This window comes from Caldicellulosiruptor obsidiansis OB47, from assembly GCF_000145215.1.
Taxonomy (GTDB): domain Bacteria; phylum Bacillota; class Thermoanaerobacteria; order Caldicellulosiruptorales; family Caldicellulosiruptoraceae; genus Caldicellulosiruptor; species Caldicellulosiruptor obsidiansis.
In genome coordinates this window covers 476,303-497,660 of record NC_014392.1, presented here as the reverse complement: position 1 = coordinate 497,660, position 21,358 = coordinate 476,303, and the positions used below count along the sequence as shown (strand labels likewise).

Annotated in this window: 16 protein-coding genes, 1 tRNA gene and 1 pseudogene; 6 read left to right on the top strand and 12 right to left on the bottom strand. The window is 34.5% G+C overall.

All coding sequences use genetic code 11. The features are described 5' to 3' along the window. Positions 1 to 109 precede the first annotated feature (109 nt). From COB47_RS02035 to COB47_RS02025, 3 genes are all read left to right on the top strand, one after another. Positions 110 to 2,545 carry a GH36-type glycosyl hydrolase domain-containing protein gene (locus tag COB47_RS02035; protein ID WP_013289754.1) on the top strand — a complete coding sequence of 812 codons (2,436 nt, stop codon included), beginning with the start codon at positions 110 to 112 and terminating at the stop codon, positions 2,543 to 2,545. A gap of 24 nt (positions 2,546 to 2,569) precedes the next feature. After that, the gene (locus tag COB47_RS02030; RefSeq protein WP_013289753.1) at positions 2,570 to 4,942 is read left to right on the top strand and encodes a GH36-type glycosyl hydrolase domain-containing protein; all 2,373 of its coding nucleotides are present in this window, start codon (positions 2,570 to 2,572) and stop codon (positions 4,940 to 4,942) included. Between the two features lie 255 nt (positions 4,943 to 5,197). Then, complete coding sequence (locus tag COB47_RS02025) at positions 5,198 to 6,556, top strand: GH1 family beta-glucosidase (RefSeq protein ID WP_013289752.1); 1,359 nt, start codon at positions 5,198 to 5,200, stop codon at positions 6,554 to 6,556. Between the two features lie 28 nt (positions 6,557 to 6,584). Here COB47_RS02025 and COB47_RS02020 read toward each other — a convergent pair whose 3' ends face one another. From COB47_RS02020 to rlmD, 6 genes and pseudogenes are all read right to left on the bottom strand, one after another. Further along, positions 6,585 to 7,067, bottom strand: coding sequence for a methylated-DNA--[protein]-cysteine S-methyltransferase (locus tag COB47_RS02020; RefSeq protein ID WP_013289751.1), 483 nt, complete (start codon positions 7,065 to 7,067; stop codon positions 6,585 to 6,587). 18 nt (positions 7,068 to 7,085) lie between these two features. Beyond that, positions 7,086 to 7,469 carry a YkvA family protein gene (locus tag COB47_RS02015; protein WP_013289750.1) on the bottom strand — a complete coding sequence of 128 codons (384 nt, stop codon included), beginning with the start codon at positions 7,467 to 7,469 and terminating at the stop codon, positions 7,086 to 7,088. A 152-nt stretch (positions 7,470 to 7,621) separates the two neighbouring features. Continuing rightward, positions 7,622 to 8,857 (bottom strand): MFS transporter, encoded by a 1,236-nt coding sequence (locus COB47_RS02010; RefSeq protein WP_013289749.1) that lies wholly within the window; start codon positions 8,855 to 8,857, stop codon positions 7,622 to 7,624. Between the two features lie 76 nt (positions 8,858 to 8,933). Beyond that, positions 8,934 to 10,472 carry an IS200/IS605 family accessory protein TnpB-related protein gene (locus tag COB47_RS02005; protein ID WP_013289748.1) on the bottom strand — a complete coding sequence of 513 codons (1,539 nt, stop codon included), beginning with the start codon at positions 10,470 to 10,472 and terminating at the stop codon, positions 8,934 to 8,936. Then, positions 10,441 to 11,051, bottom strand: a pseudogene (locus COB47_RS02000) (IS607 family transposase). The gene COB47_RS02005 and the pseudogene COB47_RS02000 overlap by 32 nt, the downstream one beginning before the upstream one ends. Before the next feature lie 83 nt (positions 11,052 to 11,134). After that, positions 11,135 to 12,463, bottom strand: coding sequence for a 23S rRNA (uracil(1939)-C(5))-methyltransferase RlmD (gene rlmD / locus COB47_RS01995; protein WP_013289747.1), 1,329 nt, complete (start codon positions 12,461 to 12,463; stop codon positions 11,135 to 11,137). A 125-nt stretch (positions 12,464 to 12,588) separates the two neighbouring features. Between rlmD and COB47_RS12470 the strand changes: the two genes are divergently transcribed. Both COB47_RS12470 and COB47_RS12465 read left to right on the top strand, forming a co-directional pair. Then, complete coding sequence (locus COB47_RS12470) at positions 12,589 to 12,804, top strand: hypothetical protein (protein ID WP_237698971.1); 216 nt, start codon at positions 12,589 to 12,591, stop codon at positions 12,802 to 12,804. 18 nt (positions 12,805 to 12,822) lie between these two features. Then, positions 12,823 to 13,131 carry a hypothetical protein gene (locus COB47_RS12465; RefSeq protein WP_237698969.1) on the top strand — a complete coding sequence of 103 codons (309 nt, stop codon included), beginning with the start codon at positions 12,823 to 12,825 and terminating at the stop codon, positions 13,129 to 13,131. Positions 13,132 to 13,190: 59 nt separating this feature from the next. Here the strand turns inward: COB47_RS12465 and COB47_RS01985 are convergent, their stop codons facing one another. The 5 genes from COB47_RS01985 to COB47_RS01965 all read right to left on the bottom strand — a co-directional run bounded on the left by COB47_RS01985 (position 13,191) and on the right by COB47_RS01965 (position 17,283). Then, a complete protein-coding gene (locus COB47_RS01985; protein ID WP_013289746.1) occupies positions 13,191 to 13,610 on the bottom strand; it encodes a bacteriohemerythrin in 420 nt (139 codons plus the stop codon). An 80-nt stretch (positions 13,611 to 13,690) separates the two neighbouring features. Beyond that, positions 13,691 to 15,085 carry a glycosyltransferase family 2 protein gene (locus COB47_RS01980; RefSeq protein WP_013289745.1) on the bottom strand — a complete coding sequence of 465 codons (1,395 nt, stop codon included), beginning with the start codon at positions 15,083 to 15,085 and terminating at the stop codon, positions 13,691 to 13,693. A 4-nt stretch (positions 15,086 to 15,089) separates the two neighbouring features. Continuing rightward, on the bottom strand, positions 15,090 to 16,310 hold the full coding sequence (locus tag COB47_RS01975) for a HEAT repeat domain-containing protein (RefSeq protein WP_013289744.1): 1,221 nt from the start codon (positions 16,308 to 16,310) through the stop codon (positions 15,090 to 15,092). Next, positions 16,300 to 17,058 (bottom strand): response regulator, encoded by a 759-nt coding sequence (locus tag COB47_RS01970; RefSeq protein WP_013289743.1) that lies wholly within the window; start codon positions 17,056 to 17,058, stop codon positions 16,300 to 16,302. Before COB47_RS01970 ends, COB47_RS01975 begins: the two co-directional genes overlap by 11 nt. Before the next feature lie 138 nt (positions 17,059 to 17,196). Beyond that, positions 17,197 to 17,283 (bottom strand) — tRNA-Leu (locus COB47_RS01965). Between the two features lie 289 nt (positions 17,284 to 17,572). Between COB47_RS01965 and COB47_RS01960 the strand changes: the two genes are divergently transcribed. After that, on the top strand, positions 17,573 to 18,718 hold the full coding sequence (locus COB47_RS01960) for a DUF58 domain-containing protein (RefSeq protein WP_013289742.1): 1,146 nt from the start codon (positions 17,573 to 17,575) through the stop codon (positions 18,716 to 18,718). 83 nt (positions 18,719 to 18,801) lie between these two features. Here COB47_RS01960 and pulA read toward each other — a convergent pair whose 3' ends face one another. Beyond that, the gene (pulA, locus tag COB47_RS01955; RefSeq protein ID WP_013289741.1) at positions 18,802 to 21,279 is read right to left on the bottom strand and encodes a type I pullulanase; all 2,478 of its coding nucleotides are present in this window, start codon (positions 21,277 to 21,279) and stop codon (positions 18,802 to 18,804) included. Positions 21,280 to 21,358: the final 79 nt, after the last annotated feature.

Sequence of the window (21,358 nt, the reverse complement as noted above, 5' to 3'; positions counted from 1 at the left end):
AAAATAAAAGCAAAATAATTAAAGTAGCCAATTTTATAGAGAAGGTATAATTAAGATTAGGTTTATAATAGCAAAAAATATGTGCTGGGTAGAAAGGAGTTTTTGAAAAATGAAGTTTGGATACTTCGATGATGCTAAAAGAGAATACATTATAACAACTCCTCTTACACCATATCCTTGGATAAATTATCTTGGTATGAAAGATTTTCTATCCTTAATTTCAAACCACGCAGGAGGTTATTGTTTTTATAAAGATGCAAGACTTAGAAGAATAACAAGATTTCGTTACAACAATGTTCCTCTTGACATGGGGGGAAGATACTTCTACGTAAAAGATGGGGATGATTTCTGGTCACCATCATGGATGCCAACAAGAAAAGACCTCGAATTTTATCAATGCAGGCATGGACTTGGATACACAATTATAACAGGTAGAAGAAATGGCATTGAGGTTGAGCAAAGTTTTTTTGTCCCTGTCGATGAAAACTGTGAAATACATCATTTAAAAATTACTAATATGACAAATGATAAGAAAGATATTAAACTCTTTTCATTTATAGAATTTTGCTTGTGGAACGCACTTGATGACATGACAAATTTTCAGAGAAACTTTTCAACAGGCGAGGTTGAAATCGAAGGTTCTGTTATATATCATAAAACTGAATACAGAGAAAGGAGAAATCATTACTCTTTTTATTCTGTGAATACTCCTATTGCCGGTTTTGACACAGATAGAGATACATTTTTAGGACTTTACAGAGGATTTGAAAACCCTCTTGCTGTTGAAACGGGTAAGAGCTTTAATTCAGAAGCACATGGCTGGTCTCCAATTGCATCTCACATGATCGAACTCAGTCTTCTGCCAGGAGAAACAACTGAACTTATATTCATCCTTGGCTATATTGAGAATGAACCTGATAAGAAATGGTTCAAAAAAGGTATTATCAACAAAGAAAAGGCATATAAAATGATTGAAAAATTTTCAAAGCCGGAAGATGTAAATGCGGCATTTGAAAAACTTAAAGAATTCTGGAATAGACTTTTAGATAAGTTCAATGTATCAACAGGAATTGACAAAGTAGATAGAATGGTGAATATATGGAATCAATATCAATGCATGGTCACATTTAACCTCTCCAGAAGTGCCTCATATTTCGAGTCTGGAATTGGAAGGGGTATGGGATTTAGAGACTCAAACCAGGACATTCTGGGTTTTGTTCATCAGATACCAGAACGTGCAAGAGAAAGGATACTGGATTTAGCTGCAACCCAGCTTGAAGATGGCGGAGCATATCATCAATATCAACCTCTTACAAAAAGAGGAAACAATGAAATCGGCGGAAACTTCAATGATGACCCTCTTTGGTTGATACTTTCAACAGTTCACTATATAAAAGAGACAGGTGACTGGTCAATCCTCAATGAAATGGTTCCCTTTGAAAATAATCCTGAAAAGATGGGTACAATGTTCGAACACTTAAAGAGGGCTTTTTATCATGTTGTCAACAACTTAGGACCACATGGACTTCCTCTTATCGGCAGAGCTGACTGGAATGACTGTCTGAATCTAAATGCTTTCTCGACAAACCCTGATGAGTCGTTCCAAACATGTGATAACAAAGATGGCAAAACTGCCGAATCTGTTATGATTGCGGGAATGTTCGTGTATGTAGGTAAAGAATTTGTAAAGCTGTGTGAAAAGACTGGAAATTTTGAACTGGCCAAAGATGCTCAAAACCACATAGATAAAATGAAAGAAGCTATTCTAAAGTACGGTTATGATGGTGAATGGTTTTTGAGAGCATATGATTACTTTGGAAACAAGGTTGGTAGCAAAGAGTGCGATGAAGGAAAAATATTTATTGAAACACAAGGTTTTTGTGTCATGGCCCAAATAGGACTTGATGATGGCAAAGCTATTTCAGCCCTTGATTCTGTAAAAAAATATCTTGATACTGAACATGGAATAGTTTTAGTTCAGCCAGCTTTTACAGAGTACAAAATTCATCTTGGCGAAATTACAAGCTATCCACCAGGTTACAAAGAAAACGCAGCTGTGTTCTGTCATAATAACCCATGGATCATGATTGCAGAATGTATTGTGGGAAGAGGAGACAGAGCATTTGAGTACTGGTCAAAGATTGCACCCTCATACAGAGAAGAGATTAGCGAAATTCACAAGATTGAACCATATGTATACTGTCAGATGATTGCAGGAAAAGATGCATACAAGCCGGGTGAGGCTAAAAACTCATGGTTAACAGGTTCTGCTGCATGGAATTTTGTGGCAATGACACAGTGGATTTTAGGGATAAGACCAGACTTTGATGGACTTTTGATAGACCCTTGTATACCAGCATCATGGGAAGGATTTAAAGTGAAAAGAGTTTTCAGAAATGCAATATACAATATTGAAGTCAAAAATCCAAACAAAGTTTCAAAAGGTGTAAAAAAGGTTATTGTTGATGGTAATGAAATATCTTCCAATTTAATACCTGCTTTTTCTGATGGTAAAGAACATTTTGTAGAAGTCATAATGGGATAATTTAGTTACAAAGGAGGCTTGTTTATGAACTTTGGATATTTTGATGAACAAAAAAGAGAATATGTAATAACAAATCCCAAAACACCAACATCCTGGGTTAATTATCTTGGTACAAGTGACTATTGCCTTATAATTTCAAATAATGCTTCAGGTTATTCGTTTTATAAATCTCCAAAACTTGGAAGAGTTACTCGATTTAGATTTAATAGTATACCTATGGATAGGCCTGGTAGATATGTTTATTTGAAAGATGAAAAAACTAACGACTTTTGGTCAATAAGCTGGCAACCAGTTGGGAAACCCTTAGACAAATTCTTAAGTATATGTCGCCATGGTCTCGGATATACGATATTTGAAAGCAAATACAATAGCATAATTTCCTCATTAAAAATATTTGTCCCTGTTGATAAACCGTTAGAAATATGGGAAGTGAAAATTAAAAATGACTCAAATGAAAAAAAAGAATTTTCAGTTTTCACATACACAGAGTTTTGCTTATGGAATTCAATGCTTGATATGATGGATTTTCAGTATATTCTCTACACATGCAGAATGGGATACAACAAAGAAGATGAAATAATAGATTACTCTATAAAACTTTGGAGCCCATATGAACCTAAGGCATTCTTCACTTGTGCAAACAAAAAGATTGAAAGTTTTGATACTGACAGAGATGTTTTCATTGGTCCATATAACAGTGAATCTAATCCAGAAGCGATTAAAAACGGCAAATGTTTTGGTTCAATTGCTATTGGTGGTAATCCATGTGCTGCAACACAGGTAAAAATTGAACTTCAGCCAGGTCAAGAAGAATATTTAGTATTTTTATTGGGAATAGGAAATGCATATAAAGAAGGCAGAGAATACAAGAAAATATTTGCTTCTATTGACAGTGTTGAAAAAGAGTTCAAAAAAGTTCAAGAATACTGGAAAGAAAGACTTAATAAATTTGAATGCAATACACAAGATGAAAAAATGAATCTGATGTTAAATATATGGAACCAATACCAATGCCATACAACATTTAACTGGTCGAGGTCTGCTTCATTTATAGAAGCTGGTGGAAGAGACGGATTAGGTTTTAGAGATTCTTCGCAAGATATATTAGGTGTTGTTCATTCTATACCTCAGGAAGTTAGAAGGAGACTTATAGAACTTTTAAAAGCTCAGTTATCTGAAGGATATGCAATGCACCATTTTCAGCCTCTTACAATGTCCCAAGGTAAACATAACATTCCACCACGTGAACGAATTTATTCAGATGACCATTTATGGCTTTTGATTGCTGTACCCGCTTATATAAAAGAAACTGGTGACTTTTCTATTTTGGATGAAATTGTTGAATATGCTGACAGTGGCAGTGCTTCTGTATATGATCATTTAAAGCAAGCTCTTGAATTTTCGTGGAACAATAGAGGTAAGCATGGATTGTTATTAGGACTTGCAGCTGACTGGAATGATTGTATAAATCTTAAAGATGGCGGCGAAAGTACATGGTCAACACAGCTTTATTATAAAGCTTTATCTGAATTCATAGATTTAGCCGAATACATCGGAAAAACTGATGATGTAGAAAAATACAAAAAATACCGTGACGAAATAAAAAGAGCTCTTGAAGAGTTCACATGGGATGGTGAATGGTTTGTACGTGGATATCTTGCAAGCGGCAAAAAGCTTGGTTCAAAAGAGAGTGAACAAAGTAAAATCTTTCTTAACTCTCAATCATGGGCTGTATTTTCAGGTGCTTTTTTAGACGAAAAAGGTAAAACTGCAATGGACAGTGTCAAGAAATATCTTGCTACAGAACACGGCTGTGTTAAAAACTGGCCTGCGTACGTAGATTACATTATTGAAGTCGGTGCAATAACATCATTCCCTCCGGGTTTAAAAGAAAATGCCGCAATATTTTGCCATGCTAATACATGGGTAATAATTGCTGAAGCTCTATTAGGGCGTGGAGAATATGCATTTGAATATTATATGTCTTTCTTACCCGCAAATAAAAATGAAATAGCTGAAATTTATACGGCAGAACCATATGTATATTCCCAGTTTATTACAGGGAAGGAGCATCCTTATTACTTTGGTCGTGCAAGAAATCCCTGGTTAACAGGTACTGCAACATGGGCATTTACCGCTGCAACACAGTACATTTTGGGAATTCGTCCGCATTATAATGGAATAATAATTGATCCTTGCATACCATCAAGCTGGGATGGTTTTGAAGTTAAAAGAATTTTCAGAGGTAAAAAGCTTTTAATAAAAGTGTTAAATCCAGAACATGTTTCAAAAGGTGTAAAAAAGGTGATTATAAATGGTAAAGAAATCAAAAGCAATCTAATTTCAGAAGCTCTTCTTGATGAAGAAAATGTAATTGAAGTAATAATGGGATTATAAATTTGAATAAAAAGTATAAAAAGAGATACACCTTGTGTCAAAATATGGTGTATCTCTTTTTTTATTTTATTTTTACAAAATTGTATGTAATTGTATATGATTATTTGTAAATTATAAAAAACAATTAAAAATTTCGCTATAATCATTTAAAATTTTTATTTGCAAACTCAAATCTTATGTGGCAATATAATTTAATATACAATGTAATTGATTTCAAAATAAAATGACACTAACTTTAAGGAGGTCTATTACAAAATGAGTTTTCCAAAAGGATTTCTGTGGGGTGCTACAACTGCATCGTATCAAATTGAAGGTGCATGGAACGAAGATGGAAAAGGTGAATCTATTTGGGACAGGTTCACACATCAAAAAGGAAATATTCTATATGGTCATAACGGTGATGTTGCCTGTGACCATTACCACAGGTATGAAGAAGATGTCTCTCTTATGAAAGAACTTGGAATTAAAGCCTACAGATTTTCTATTGCATGGGCAAGAATTTTCCCAGATGGTTTTGGTACTGTGAATCAGAAAGGTCTTGAGTTTTATGACAAGCTAATCAACAAGCTTGTTGAAAACAATATTGAACCGGTTATCACCATTTACCACTGGGACCTTCCTCAAAAGCTACAAGACATTGGCGGCTGGGCAAACAAAGAAATTGTAAACTATTATTTTGAATATACAATGCTTCTTATAAACCGTTATAAAGACAAAGTGAAAAAATGGATAACATTTAATGAACCTTATTGTATTGCCTTTTTGGGCCATTGGCATGGAGTTCACGCACCAGGAATAAAGGACTTTAAAGTTGCAATGGATGTTGTGCACAACATTATGCTTTCTCATTTTAAGGTTGTAAAAGCTGTAAAGGAAAACAATATTGATGTTGAAATTGGAATTACATTAAATTTAACTCCAGTTTACCTTCAGACAGAGCGACTTGGATATAAGGTAAGCGAAATAGAAAGAGAAATGGTAAAACTCAGCAGCCAGCTTGACAATAAACTTTTTTTAGACCCTGTATTAAAAGGAAGTTATCCACAAAAGCTGTTAGATTACCTTGTTCAAAAGAATTTGTTGGATAGCCAAAAAGCCAACAATATGCAGCAGCAAGTAAGAGAAAACTTCATTTTCCCTGATTTTCTTGGTATTAACTACTATACACGTTCTGTCAGGCTTTACGATGAAAATTCTGGTTGGATATTTCCAATAAGATGGGAACATCCTGAAGGAGAATATACCGAGATGGGCTGGGAAGTGTTCCCACAAGGACTTTTTGACCTTTTGACTTGGATCAAGGAAAGTTATCCACAAATCCCAATTTATATAACAGAAAACGGTGCAGCTTATAACGATAAAGTTGAGGATGGAAGGGTTCATGATCAAAAGAGGGTGGAATATTTAAAACAGCACTTTGAAATAGCAAGAAAGGCAATTGAAAATGGAGTTGACTTGCGAGGATATTTTGTGTGGTCTTTGATAGACAACTTTGAATGGGCAATGGGTTACACAAAAAGGTTTGGAATTATATATGTGGATTATGAAACTCAAAAGAGAATTAAAAAAGACAGCTTTTATTTTTATCAGAAATATATAAAGGAAAACTCGTAAATACAAATAGAAGCGGGCTTTTGAAAAATCACTTTATCAAAAGCCCGTTTTCTATTTTCCATCCCTCATATGAAAGTAGCCAAATCTTTTTTTCAAGCCCACCGCTAAAACCGCCCAAGGCTAAATCCGATTTTACAACTCTGTGGCACGGAACAACTATCACAGCTGGATTTTTGCCAACAGCATTTCCAACACATCTTGCCCCCTGTGTTTTTCCAACTCTTTTTGCAAGCTCTTTATATGAAATCACACAGCCAAAAGGAATCTTTATAAGTTCATTCCAAACTCTTTTTTGAAACTCTGTTCCTTGCAGCTGAAGTTTTAGCTCAAAAGAGGTTCTCTTCCCTTCAAAATACTCTTTAAGCTGCAAAATAGCTTCCTTTATAACAGGGCTTATTAACTCATCCTCATCTTTATGCGAAACAAACTTTACTGATACTATGCTATTGTCTTGTCCAACAATTTTTATAAGCCCAATAGGAGATAACAGATAGCCAATAGATATTTTCAATTTAAATTCCTCCATTTTTTAACTAATACCTTCAACAATTTTGTAAATAATTACTCCTATAATTAAGCTCCAAAAAATAATAATGGGAATACCATAATACCATTTCTTTGGTTTACCTTCTTGCCAAAGATTTTCTGCCTCTTTCTGGCATTCATTTAAAATAAAATCTGGTATAAGTTTTATTGTTATTGTAACCAAAAGTGGAAGTATTATTATGTCATCAAGATAACCCAAAATAGGTATAAAATCTGGTACAAAGTCGATTGGCGACAAAGCATATGCAATAGTAATCAAAGCAAATATCTTAGCTAAAAGAGGCGTATCTCTTCTTTTCATTGCTAAAAAAATAGCCGGAATTTGCTTTTTTAATAATTTTACTTTTCCCTTTATATTTTTTTTCATCAATAAATTTCCACCTTCAATTGCATACTTTTTTAAACAAAGTCCCACATTATGCATGGCTTAAAGATTACAGAATTAATTTTTTGCAAACCATTTTAGAAGTCACTTGTCTGAAGAAATATATCAATCCATTTTTTGTAACCGAATTAAAACTATACTTGATTGCTGTTTCTTACCATATTGTTCATTTTGAAATATAGGATAATAGCAATCAATTCAGTAATACAAGTGATAGCAATTATAATCTTTATCATATTCATATCATAAAACAGACCCATCAATGCTGCTCCGCCAAGCAAAGCTAAACCATAACTGGTATTAAATATTCCATACCCGGTACCACGTTTATAAAATGGTGTAATATCGGCAATGGCAGAGCGCATAACAGTTTCATGTGTTCCCATAACTATGCCAAAAATAATCATCCCAATAACAATAAGCACTGCCGAATTGCTCAATGTCAAAAATGGTAACAACAATGTCAGAAACGGAATTGCCATCAAAACTAAAAGACCACCGGTTTTATTTTCTGTTTTAACTTTCAGTCGATCATAAGCCTTTCCGATAAGCAGCGCTGTAACAGCATCAACAACCATAGCTATTGAATAAAGCAAGGTTATACTTTCATCTGACATCAAGTTTTTAGCTTTCAGGTGGTAACCTATTGTACTAAAATTGACAAATCCCAATGTACAGAAAAATGTAAAAGCTGTATAGATCCAAAAAATCGGTTTAAGGCGCTCTGTATGAAAATCCTTTTTTATACCTGCAGGAATAAGATTTTCTCGTTTAATCTTTCCATATGCATATATCAAAAATAACATTAGGATCACAAACGGAATAAATAATGATTTATATCCCAACTGATACTGGGTAATTCCATTCTTCCCTGAAAAATGAAAAAACATAGTCAAAATAAGAGGACCAATAAAAGCTCCTATTTGATCCAGAGCTTCCTGAAGACCGAAGGCAAATCCAACACCAGCTTCTTTTTCTGCAACACAAGAAAGAATAGTATCCTTTGCTGGACTGCGCAATGCTTTTCCTATTCGTTCCATTAAAATCAGCACAAAGAGAATTTTCCAGTTCATAGAAAATCCCATCAGAGGTACAACCAGTAGCATACCATAGCCCAGGAACATAAAAATCCAGTGTTTACCGCTCTTATCAGACAAGCTTCCTGCAACAAGCCTCAGAAAATACCCTAAGAACTCTCCAATACCAAATACCAGTCCGACTTGAGCTGCACTAACGCCCAATAAATTTAAATACTGGCTGTTGGCACTCCTTGCAGTTTCATAAATTACATCACCTAACATACTGATAATACCAAATATGATTATCAAAATTGTCGCCGATGTAAATTGGTTTTTCGAATTATTACTCATAAGTTTGATTTACCTGGTCAACCAAACTGTGCACACTAGCACGAGTTTGGCGGCTGGGGTATTTATATTCCGCCTTTCAGGCTTTCCCAGCCCCAGCAGGCGGTATTTGGGAAAGCCATAGCCCCTGTCCCAAGAAACAGGAACTTGCGCCTTTATAGGTCTTCCCCACTTGCCCCGAAACCAAAAGCGATTTCAGGACAGAGAGGTCTCTTAAAACCCTCTCAGGAGAGAGTGGAGTCACCACCGCTACCCTGAGAACTTGCCAGAGATTGTGGTTTTTGCCACGACTACCTGTACTTGTTCCATCCAGTGGTACAGATAGTCTCTCTGTCTCACTCTCAAGGCTTTGTAAAAACTTTATCACTCTACCTATCTCTCTGAGTTGCTTTTTCCTAACGTATGTGTTCTTAACTACCTTCCTTACGTACTCCTTCAGTTCCTCCAGTTCGTTTACATCAAGTCTACCGAGAAACATCATATAGTTGTGCGGTATTCTGTCTCTCAAGCCAAGCCCTCTTCGAGCTATCACGTACGAGCTAGCAACATCCTTGCTCACCATAAACTGCGGTGCATACTTCAGCATCCCTATTACCGAAGTATATGCAGGGTTTACTTCTATAACCTCTATCCCTTCTCGCTTTGCTAAAAGTTTTACCTTCTCCAGAAGTGATCTGTACCCAAAGTAATGCCTTATTCGTCTTGATCTTCTACCTGAAAAATCTTCTCTTCTTCCCCTGTCTTTTATGCTAAGGCTCTCAATCACTATGGCTTTTTGCTTCTCTTTCGCCATCTGTACTATCATGTGTGCATACTGCCACCTGTAATACTCCTTTTTCTCAAAACTCCCGCTCTCAAGTTCTGGCATTGGTATTCTGCCATATCCCAGAAGCTGTCCATGCTCATCTGTTTCTACCCATGCCACGTGCCTCGGATATGCGTTCGTGTCTATCCCTATAACTCCATTCGCTCTCGTTATCGCAGGCTGAGGAAAAACTTCTTCAATAGCAAAGTAGGCATATACTACACCACTTTTAAGTTTCAGCTGGACAGAATATGGCTGTCCACAAATACTTATCGCCTCAAGAAGTTGATTCCTATCAATATACCTCCCATCTTTTATCTTCCATCCGGGCTGTATTCTCGCATATACGTACTCCCTTTCTCCTACGTTGATTCTAAGTCTTGTACAATCTTCATCTATCTCAATCCTTGTGTTGAGATTCCCCTTCTTGCTCCTGTCTCCTCTTGAGTACAGATTCCCTTTCCTCTTCTCCTGCCACTTAAGTTGAAGTTTCTTGTACGCTTTACCGTTTATGTGCCTCTTCTGGAGTTTTTCAAAAAGCTGCCTGCCACCAAAAACAACCTTCTTGGGATTTTCTCCTCTTTCTTTGCATGAGGTCAAAATGCTTTTTGCTTTCATTATCGCATCATCAACGTATCGAGAATTAAGATTGAAAATCCCCTGCAGCTGCTTTTTGAGTTCATTCCTTTTATGCCCTTCCAGAAGCCTCTTATATGCATACCTCATACAAGAGGACCATCTTCTCATAAGGTCTAATACCTTCTGCTTATCTTCACTGCCCTCAAAAATTAGCTTGGTCTGAACTGTTATCATGTCTTTTATTAGCACCTCTTTGCCAATAAATCCTTGCTGCAAAAGATTTTACTGCCGCTATTAAATCCTCTGCTAGTTCTTCTTTTATTTCTTCTTCGTTTTCTCTACCGTTTAACACTACAAGTTCTACCCCAAAACTCTCCATGAAAAACTTAAGATATTCAAATCCAAACCTTGCAAGTCTGTCAGGATACTCTATTACAACTTTTACAACTTCTCCTCTTTTGATTTTGTTCAAAAGTTTTAATAGCCCTCTCCTGTTTTTATTCTACTTTGCTGGCTATTTCAGATATAACCTCATACTGCCAACCTTGAGACTCTGCGTATTCCTCAAGTCTTCTGAGCTGGTTTTTAAGGTACTCTTCTTGCTTTTTAGTGGAGACTCTTGCATACAAAACAACGGTTGGTTTTGGTTTTTCTTCTGTCATGCCAAGTAGTTTTTTATGTCTTCTTTTTTGTACCTTCTCCTTCCCTTAGGTAGCTTGAGAGGTATTATTAACCCCTTCCTTTTCCCAGTTTAGGAAATAGCCTTCGGCTAATGCTATATATCTCTTTAAGTTTTTGCATACTCAGCAACATTCAATACCACCTAATCAAAATTATACCTTTTTGTCTTGTTATTTTCAACTGTTGTGCCCTCCTTGCAATTATTCTTCTTTGTTCTATTTATCCACCCTTGACATCAACACCACGCACTCTACATGAAATGTCTGTGGAAACATATCAACAGGCTGAACTTCCACAATTTCATAACCATTTGAACAAAGAATACTGCTATCCCTTGCAAGTGTTGATGGATTGCAAGATACATAAATTATGTTTGGAATCTTCTGCTTTATCAAGCTTTCTAAGAGAGCTTTTTCACATCCACTTCGAGGAGGGTCAAGTATCACAACCTGAGGTATAATTCCTTTTTCCATAAGCTTTGGAATTTCAATCTCAGCATTTGCACATATAAACTCAATATTTGATATACCATTGTTTTTGCTGCTCTTTTTTGCATCTTCAACTGCATCTTCAACAATCTCTATGGAGTATACTTTTTTACAAAAAGGAGCGACAAACATCGAAATGGTACCTATTCCAGAGTATACATCAAACACAACTTCTGCATCAATATTCCTTAGATATTTCACTACCTGATTGTAAAGTAGCTCTGTTTGAATAGAATTTACCTGAAAAAATGATTTTGGAGAAATCTCAAATATTAAATTCCCTATCTTATCTTTTATTGTGTTACTTCCCCAGATCAATATATCTTCCTCACCCAATATTACATTTGTCCTTTTAGGATTCAAGTTTACATAAAGTGATTTAATGTTTGGAAACTTGTTTAAAATATCTTTTTTAATATTCTCCAAATCCTCAGGTACTTTTGTACAAACAAGAATGAGCATCATCTCATTAAATGCAAATGAGTTTCTAACAACAATGTGTCTCAAAACTCCCTGATGCTTTTTTTCGCTATACACCTCAATATTGTACTTTCGGATCAGATCTTTCATACCTTTTATTACGTCATCGCAAACCTCATGCTGAATAAGACAGTAATCTATATCAACAATGTCATGTGTCATCTTTTTATAAAATCCTATTTGAGGATTTTTATAATCTTCACCTACTGGAAGTGCAGTTTTGTTTCTGTATCTAAAAGGCTTTTCCATTCCAATTACATCATTTATCCTGGGGTTTAGTTTCCCTATTCGTCTAAAAGCATCCTCAACAAGAAGCTTTTTAAGACTCAATTGATACTGATATTTTGCATGCATCAAATGACATCCACCACATAAGTAATAATAAGGACATTCTGGCTGTTTTCTATGGGGACTTTTTTCTAAAATTTTTATCAATTTTGCTCTGGCATATTCTTTTTTTACTTCTTCTATTTTGATCTTTACAACCTCATCCACAAGAACATTGTCAACAAACACCACAAATCCACCAATTCTTGCAATGCCCTGTGCCTGGTGATTGAGCGTGTCAATTTTCACAACATACTCTTTTGATTTTTTTACCCCATTTTTTTCCTCCTGCTACTTTTTTATTTTTTTACGTCTTAATATTCTACACCATTTTTTATAGCAAGAAAATAATAATCTCATAAAGTTATAGTTCATTGATTGACCCGAGATTCACATGGTTTGAAAATCTTCTTTTGCATGAATACACCGAATGCTATCTGTATTATTCATTCTATGAATCTGAGGTTGACTCAAATATAAAATCCATCTGGGAGATACATCTTGATGCAGAAATTGCACATCTTTACAAAGCAGCTGGGCTATTACAAAAACATGAAAACAAATCTTGGTGCGAGGTCATTCCTTTTTGACAGTTCCCAAATCTTTTAATGTTCCATGACACAAGCGAATATGTCCGCAAAGTTCTTTCCCAGATGGTTGAAATCACAGCCGACAAAGAAAACCTGAGAAACGTAAATGACTTGCCAGAAAACCACACATTCTTCTGGTTTCAGAACAAAGTAAATCATTATATAAATTTGGTTGCAAGTCATGTGGTAATTGATAAGCACAACACGGTAAAAGATGAAGATTACAAGTGGGAGATGGCTCCACACCCAATTGAAAGTTTGAGAAATAGAAAAGAAGACAATATTTCAATTAAAAGAAAAATGCAGAAAAAGCTTGTTAGCATATAAACAAAAAGCTGTCTACCCTTGTGGTGGACAGCTTTTTGCAATTTTTATAATCTACTAAATTACTCCGTTTGTATTTTTCTTTCTTTTAAAAAAACCCCAAGTTTTCTATCTGTTCCAAGGATATGATTTTTAAGCCAGTCAACAATAAGTTTGTTTGTCTTTATAACTGCAGCAACTCCTGCTCCTTCTTTCTCTATCTCCTCTCGAAACTTTTTGTAGGTTTCAACAAAGCTGTCGTGTTCTTTCTTATGAGTTAAATAATCTGGATACAAATACTCTTTCATGTACTTTTCTTCAGTTGAAAAATGAAAAACAACATAATCACCTAAAAAGTCTAAAACTTCTGGCAAAACTTTCTTACCTTCACCCTGAGCACAAGCATTCAAAAGCCTGTTTACTCTCTCAAAAAGCTCTTTGTGCTGGTTGTCTATAGACTCAACTCCAACAGAGTACTGATCAAGCCATTCTATTTGTGGCATTTTCTTATTACCCCCCCTGTAATTAATTAATCTTTTTAAATAGTTTATACCCTCTTATCTGCCATTACTAACACAAAACATTACAGTTTTTTTCTCTCAGGCTTTGCCCATCCCTTTTTGTTTAGTATAGCTTCAAATGTACCGATAATTCTAAATAATACTGTCATTTGTCTGTAACCAAAATTTTCTAATATAGCAAATAACACAAGCAAGCCAAACTCTCTCCACTCTTCGTATTTTTTCTCAGAAAACTCTCCAAGCAGAACTGCTAAAATAGAAATAACAATACCATATAATATTTCCACTACAAAGAAAAACAACGCAACTTCTAAATTAATTATATGTGTAAAATATGCAAAAGGTATAAAGATATATCCCATAATCTCCACAAATGGACCTAATAGCTCAAATATAAATTGATACGGCATAGCAAAGAGCCCTAACATCCTATATCGAGGGTTGAACAAAAGGTCTTTGTGCATAAAAAGTACCTGGCAAAGACATCTTTGCCATCTTCTGCGTTGTTTTGACAGGTCTTGTATACTCTCTGGACATTGTGTCCAAACAATAGGGTCTGGCACAAACTCAACTTTGCCATGCCCACCTTCTTTGTATGAATTTTTTCTGAGTTTTACGACAACTTCCATATCTTCTCCAACAGTCTTATGAGAAAATCCCCCAACTTTTACAATAGCATTTTTGTTAAATGCTGCAAATGCACCTGAAGCAATGACAAGACTCCCTATCATAGAAAGTCCTTTTCTTGCGCCTAAAAAAGCTCTTAGATATTCTATTATTTGAAACTTTGCTATAGCCGACTTTGGAAGATGTAGTTCCTGAATGTTACCAAACGTATCTAATTTACATCCATTTACTATTCTAACAATACCTGTTGTTACAACAACTTCATCTGGGTTATCAAAGAACGGTTGCATAACCTTTGCTATTGAATCTCTTTCTAAAATCGAGTCAGCGTCAAGCGAACAAACATATGGATATGTACATACATTTATACCCGCATTGAGGGCATCAGCCTTACCCCCGTTTTCTTTATCAACTACAATCAAATTTGAATATTTTTTAGAATAATATATAGCCTTTATATCTTTTGTAGGAAGAACCTTCCTAAATTTTCTATCTACAATGTAAAGTTCAAATTCACTTTTTAATACATCCATGGTCCCATCTTTTGAACCATCATTAATCACAACTACTTCATACTCTGGATAGTCTATTTGTAGAAATGACTTTACAGATTTTGCTATTGTTTCTTCTTCGTTATATGCTGGAACAAGCAGTGATACAGGTGGTGCAAAATCAGATGAAACAATCTCAACAATCCTTCCTTTTATTTTGTTTCTCCAGTAACTTACAATGCCAAAAAGAGATATTAAAATCAAAACTGCATAAATGGTATTTAAAACCAAGACATAATACGATACAAACCATGAAAACCACAACATAATCTGTTTCATCTTACTATTCACTACCTCTTTTTATTGTTATAAGATAATCATATCCCTCTTCTTTAAGTCTTTGATAAAAACATTGTGGATTAGACGACTCCAGTATTTTTATTATTTCCAAAGCTAAATTTTTCTCATAATCAGTTCTATAATTCAAAAAACTTTTTATAATATACTCAAAATTGACAGGACTATAAAACACTTCTCTTATCTTATCCTTTGCAAATTTATCATTTGTTGAAAAGTAAAATGTTAAAAGTTCTTTCAACACAACAGGTCCGAATTCTGAAAGCATATTTTTCGCAAAATCTCTCATATAAAACCAATCATCTTCAAGGGCAGAAAGCAGATATTTCAAGGAACTTTTAGGGTATACATTGCTTAAAGCTCTTAAAGCCCGCAGTTTTACAAAATTCACCTTTTCGTTGTTTATTAGTGTTTCAAGTTTTTCAGCACAGTTTATACATCCCACTTTTTCTGTAGCTTTGCAGAAAGCAGCTCTAACTTCTGGTGATGAATGGTTTATAAGAAAATCAATGTTCTTTAAATCTTCCAATGTTGCAATCTCTGAAAATATATTTAAACATGATATTAATACCTTGTCTGATGGATTTTCTTTTATAACATAGAAAAGAATATCTTTTATTTTTTCTCCACCGTAAACTGCAAAAAACTCTATTCTTCTTCTAATTGCATAGGGGTATTTATCCATTTCCAAAAAGACTGTTTTTAAGAAAGGTTTAAATATATTTAAATCCTGTATCTTATCTATATTTTTGAAAATAGCTTCAGCAGTTATATCTATAAGATAAGGTGCCTTAATACTCATATTTAAAAGCATTTTCAGTTCATCTTCTCCACCCACCACACTTAAAACCTTTGCAAATCTTAATTTTTGAGCTCTATTACCTTTTTGAATTTTATCTATCGCAAAGTCAAAAAAATCCGAATTTTTCAGGGCTACATAAAGATTTTTCTTTTCTTCCCCATCTATCCATGGATAATTTGTATTTATAACATCACTCAGAAGATAAAAATTTTCAGCAGAGATAATACTTCTCTTTCCTGTTATTACATCATAAACAATTTTACTGTAATTTTCAAAAACCTGTCTCATTTTTCCCTGACGAATACTATTTATAATTTTGTATAAAAAAACAATTCCCGAAGTAACAATTAGAAGAATTACAATACATATAACACATAAGATTACAAAGTTTATACTATCTATCATTTAATTCACTCCAAAAATCTAAAACTTTTTTTAAAAGTACAAATCTTTTATTGTCACTAAAAATCTTGAATATAAAATGAAAAATCTCATTTTTAACGTTAATCTTTATAGTTAAGGCATTCGAATTTATTTTCTGCCCATTTTTTAAATAACTCAAAATTTCTTTAATCTCGTCTTCATCAAAATCTCTGTTATAAAGCAGCTCTCCAGTTGAAGCATTTACAGCTAAAAATTTATACGAAGTAAAGTATTCTGACAAAAACTCATCCACAATCTTGGGAACTACAATAATATGCTTATTTGACATTTGTTCTAAAAAAGAAATAATATGCATAATCTCATGAATATGTAAATATTCATCCTGGGTGTACAAAAGTGATTTAACTATATTGAATACCTCTAAAGTTGAAAACGGCTTTGGTATGATTCCAACAGCACCAAGTTCATATGCCTTCAATCTTGTCGCACGGTGAATATTGCTACTCAGCAAAATTACTGGAATGTGAGCTTTAACAGGACTTCTTTTAATAGTTCTCAAAACTTCAAAGCCATTTATTTTGGATAAATTTGTATCTATTATGGCAATATGAATATTATTCTCACCAATCTTATTTAAAGCTTCCTCACCATCAACAGCTTCAAAAAACATATAATGATGTATCGGATCAAAAGAATTTTCAAACCTCTCTCTTATCGCTTTTCTTACATACTCATTTTCATCCGCAATTAATATATTCTTAACTATCATAAGATGCTCTCCCATCTTCAAATACCATCCTGACTTTCTTTTACCCATTTTTAATCTTTTAAAACAAAAATAAAAAACCCCTTTTTTCTTTGAACCCTGTACAGGTTTAAAAAAAGGGGCTATACTCAAAACCTATTATGGTGCCGAAGGCGGGAGTCGAACCCGCACGGCCTCGCGGCCACTGGATTTTGAGTCCAGCGCGTCTGCCAGTTCCACCACTTCGGCACATTTTCCTTTGAATTTTCAAGCAAAATAGATTATATCATAAATTTTTGAGATTGTCAAAGCCGTAGATTTTGATAAAATCCTGCTGGCAGATTGAGTTACCAACTTCATTTTACTGTCTTTCACGGTAAAAAGTCAAGGGGCTAAAATCAAAAAATTAATTACACTCGGGTCAGTTTTTTAAAAGGGATATTAACACCAACAAATTCTCTGAAAAATTTTTAAGTTTTAATATTCAAATGGTTGGGATATAATAGAAATAAACTCAAAAAAGCGCGAGGTTATTTGAATGGAAACTTTCTGGTTGTTTATAATATGTTCTTTGCTATTTGCTCTGAACTTTTTTATAACTAAAAAATTTGGACTCAAAAGTGTAGAGTATGAAATCCACTTTGAAGAGAACAAAAAATCTGAAGGTGATGAAATCCACATTATCGAAAGAATTTACAACGGTAAGATCCTGCCGCTTCCATGGGTAAAATCTGAATTTGAAGTGTCAGCATTCTTTTTCATGGAAAATGCAAAAAATTATGTAGTGGGAGATAAGCTAAGGTACATCAGCATTTTCTTTTTTCTGCCTTACCAGCAAATAGTAAGGCGGCACAGATTTGTTGCAACAAAAAGAGGATTTTATAAGCTCGACAAGATCTATCTTGTGACAGGAGACCTTTTCGGTCTTTCGACAGATGACAGGTGCTACTATGTAAATTCCAACATTACCATTTACCCAGCATTTTTGGACCTGAAAAAACACCTTCTGCCCCGCTCAAGCCTCTCAGGTGAGGTTGTGGTAAAAAGACATTATTATGAAGATATATTTCACTTCGCAGGAATAAGAGAGTATCAGTCTTTTGATTCTTTCAATAGAATAAACTGGAACGCAACTGCAAAGTATAATACTTTGATGGTAAACAAGTACGAATACACCTCATCAGGTGAGGCTTTGATACTTTTGAATGTCCAGAGTTCAGAGTATGAAAGAAAAGAGGTTTTCAACAAAAACGCTATTGAGTTTGGAATAAAGATTGCAGCAAGCTTGGCAAAAGAATGCTTGGATGCTCACATTCCAGTTGGTTTTGTTTGCAATGGTGTAGATGAAGAAACCCTGCAGCCGCTTGAAATTCTGCTTCCATCACAAGACTCAAATCAGCTTCTAAAAATTCTCGAAACCCTTGCACACATTAAAATTCAGGTAAACGAATACTTTGAAGTTCTACTTTATCAGGTCTTAAGAAGTTACAACTTCCGCGAGCTTTTTATAATTACCTCATTTGTGAACAAGGAGATGGAAGATTCTATTCTCCTTTACTCCTCACTTGGAGTTAAGTTTACCATTATCCTTCTTGAATATAATGATAAAGCTTTAAACTTAGAATCAGAAAATGTAAGAATTTTTCTGGCAAAACAGAATATTTTAGAAAGCACCAGAGCCTAAGTAAAAATCGCCGCAGGCACATTCTATTATGTTTGTTATTTACACCTGCGGCTTAAGTTTTCTTTTGGAAAGCAAAAAAGATATCATTCCTGATATGCTATGAAAAGACTGCTAGGTGCAATTTCAAAACTACCTATCGCTTCCTGTTCATTTTCTTCTGAAAATATAACTCCATCATTCGCTTTTATTTTCCATATTCCATCAGGAAGCGCAATGACCTTTTTTTCTTTAAAAGGATTATATGCAACAATAATTTTTTTCCACACATCATAAGGATATGAAATCAAAAACGCCACAATGCCATCAGATGCTGGCAAGAATTTTAGATATTTTCTTATTTCACCTGATGAGCGCATTCTGAACGCTAAATGTTCTTTTCGCAACTTTATGAGGTCACAATAAAACTTAAATGTGTCATAGAACTTTTCTTTTAGACTCCAGTCAATCTTGTTTATGCTATCTCCTGCGTTATATGTGTTTGGATGCCCACCTTTACTTCTGTTGAATTCAACTCCACCATGCAAAAACGCTATACCTTGAGAGGTCAAAATAATTGCATTTGCCAGTCGACACGCCCTGTCAATCCAGAATATATCTTCACCAACCATAGTTTTTTGGGCTTTATCAAAAAGAGTTAAATTGTCGTGGCAGGAAACATAGTTAACACATTCGTCAGGTTCTTTGGCAAAATCATCAATAGCTGCTTTTATACCCTGCTTTAATCTTTCAACATCCGAAAGGTTCCCATGCATATAGCCAGTTCTGAACCCGTCAAGGTCACCTCTTATACTATCTCTTATTCTATCATTGAAAAGTCCAATGGAATATCCCTTATGTGCACTTGATTCAATTGTTGCTCTTTCTTCCACAAGACACAAACTATCTCCCATCACCCAACCTTCACCATAAATAAGAGCTTTTGGATTCCTCTTGCGAACCTCTCTGGCAATTGTTCTCATAGTTTGAGTATCAATAAGCCCCATGAGATCAAACCTGAAACCATCTATATGAAATTCTTCTGCCCAGTATATTATTGTATCAAGTATAAATTTTCGAACCATTGGTTTTTCTGTTGCAATTTCATTACCACAACCTGTTGCATTTGAATATTCGCCATAATCATCTATGCGGTAAAAATATCCGGGAACAATCTTATCAAAGATAGAAAATCTACCACCCTTTATATGGTACGTGTGATTAAACACAACATCCATTACAACTCCAATGTTGTTTTCATGCAAAGTTTTAACCATAGTTTTGAGCTCTTTTAAAGCTTCAATTCCTCCGCTTTTTGTTGAATACCAGTACTCAGGACACTGATAAAGTACAGGATCGTATCCCCAGTTATATTTTTTATCAGGATTTTTGTCATCCACACTTCCAAAATCAGAAATAGGAAGAAGATGAATATGAGTAATTCCAAGTTCTTTAAGGTGTAAAAGTCCCGTTGAAAACTTTTCTTTGTAGTAGCTTTGCTGACAAAGTCCCAAAAACTTTCCTCTGAGTCTCTCTTCCACACCTGAGGTTTTATCAATCGTAAAGTCTCTTACATGCATTTCATATATTATAGCATCTTGTTGTTTTTCTATGTTCTTGATATAAGTATCTTGCTGCCATCCTTCAATTTGTATATCTGCCGGGTCAAATATGAAAGATTTTTGAGAGTTTGAGGAAGAAGCTCTTGAGTAAGGATCAGGAACTTCATACACAACAAACCCTTCGTCATCATCATAGTTGTAATGCCAGACCTCATAAAGATAATAATGGTTTTTCAAGTTACCAGTGAGATAAATATTCCATACACCGTTTTCTTCTCGAGCCATTTCTTTTTCAAACCTGTAATTTTCACTCTCATCAAATATTTTTATTTTAACTTTATATGCCGAAGGTGCCCAGAGTTTAAAGTAGGTACCATATGATTCATATTTCATACCAAGTTCATAAGGATAAAAAAACTCTGGTGCTGTTAAAATTCCCCTTGGTCTTGCCCATATATGCTCAGTTTTATAAGTAATTTTGTATTTCAAATTTGGCAAAAGTCTTTTTGAAGTAACTATTTTTATCATATTTGTAAAAGCAGATTCTCTGTCAAAGTACTCATTTATTACGATATCGTTGCCAAATCCCGGAGGATACCAAAGTTTTTGACTTGCACCCTCTGCAAATTTAAATTTTTGCCCAATTTTTATCTCTTTCAGATCTTTTATAAGCTCATATCTTCCACGCAGTTTTGAATATGTCATTTCCCATTCTGGTGAAATCTGCCAATTATTCATCTCGCCAATTACAAACACTGGTTTACTTAGTGGTTTTCGGTGATAGTCAAAATATCCTTCCTTTAAAACAAACCTGATTTTCCCTTTTTCTTCGCAAATTTCATATCCTCTCATCTCTGCTTCATATGGACTATCAGAATGAGGAACTATTTTATCAATTCTTTCTATATCTATTTCTTCTTCATTTAAAAATATTTTAAAATCTTCCTTCTTTACAGAGTGAACCATTTGAGAAAGAATAACAATTATCTCGTTAAAATCATCAATATAAGCTTTCACTATCATTAAAACCACCTGTCTTTTTCTAAATAATAAGATATGCAATACTTAAGAAATTATATATCATTTATACCCTTTTTTGAAA

Coding starts and splice junctions, on each gene's coding strand:
- COB47_RS02035 (WP_013289754.1), top strand. CDS start 110: ATGAAGTTTGGATACTTCGATGATGCTAAAAGAGAATACATTATAACA.
- COB47_RS02030 (WP_013289753.1), top strand. CDS start 2,570: ATGAACTTTGGATATTTTGATGAACAAAAAAGAGAATATGTAATAACA.
- COB47_RS02025 (WP_013289752.1), top strand. CDS start 5,198: ATGAGTTTTCCAAAAGGATTTCTGTGGGGTGCTACAACTGCATCGTAT.
- COB47_RS02015 (WP_013289750.1), bottom strand. CDS start 7,469: ATGAAAAAAAATATAAAGGGAAAAGTAAAATTATTAAAAAAGCAAATT.
- COB47_RS02010 (WP_013289749.1), bottom strand. CDS start 8,857: ATGAGTAATAATTCGAAAAACCAATTTACATCGGCGACAATTTTGATA.
- COB47_RS02005 (WP_013289748.1), bottom strand. CDS start 10,472: ATGATAACAGTTCAGACCAAGCTAATTTTTGAGGGCAGTGAAGATAAG.
- COB47_RS12465 (WP_237698969.1), top strand. CDS start 12,823: ATGTTCCATGACACAAGCGAATATGTCCGCAAAGTTCTTTCCCAGATG.
- COB47_RS01985 (WP_013289746.1), bottom strand. CDS start 13,610: ATGCCACAAATAGAATGGCTTGATCAGTACTCTGTTGGAGTTGAGTCT.
- COB47_RS01980 (WP_013289745.1), bottom strand. CDS start 15,085: ATGAAACAGATTATGTTGTGGTTTTCATGGTTTGTATCGTATTATGTC.
- COB47_RS01975 (WP_013289744.1), bottom strand. CDS start 16,310: ATGATAGATAGTATAAACTTTGTAATCTTATGTGTTATATGTATTGTA.
- COB47_RS01970 (WP_013289743.1), bottom strand. CDS start 17,058: ATGATAGTTAAGAATATATTAATTGCGGATGAAAATGAGTATGTAAGA.
- COB47_RS01960 (WP_013289742.1), top strand. CDS start 17,573: ATGGAAACTTTCTGGTTGTTTATAATATGTTCTTTGCTATTTGCTCTG.
- pulA (WP_013289741.1), bottom strand. CDS start 21,279: ATGATAGTGAAAGCTTATATTGATGATTTTAACGAGATAATTGTTATT.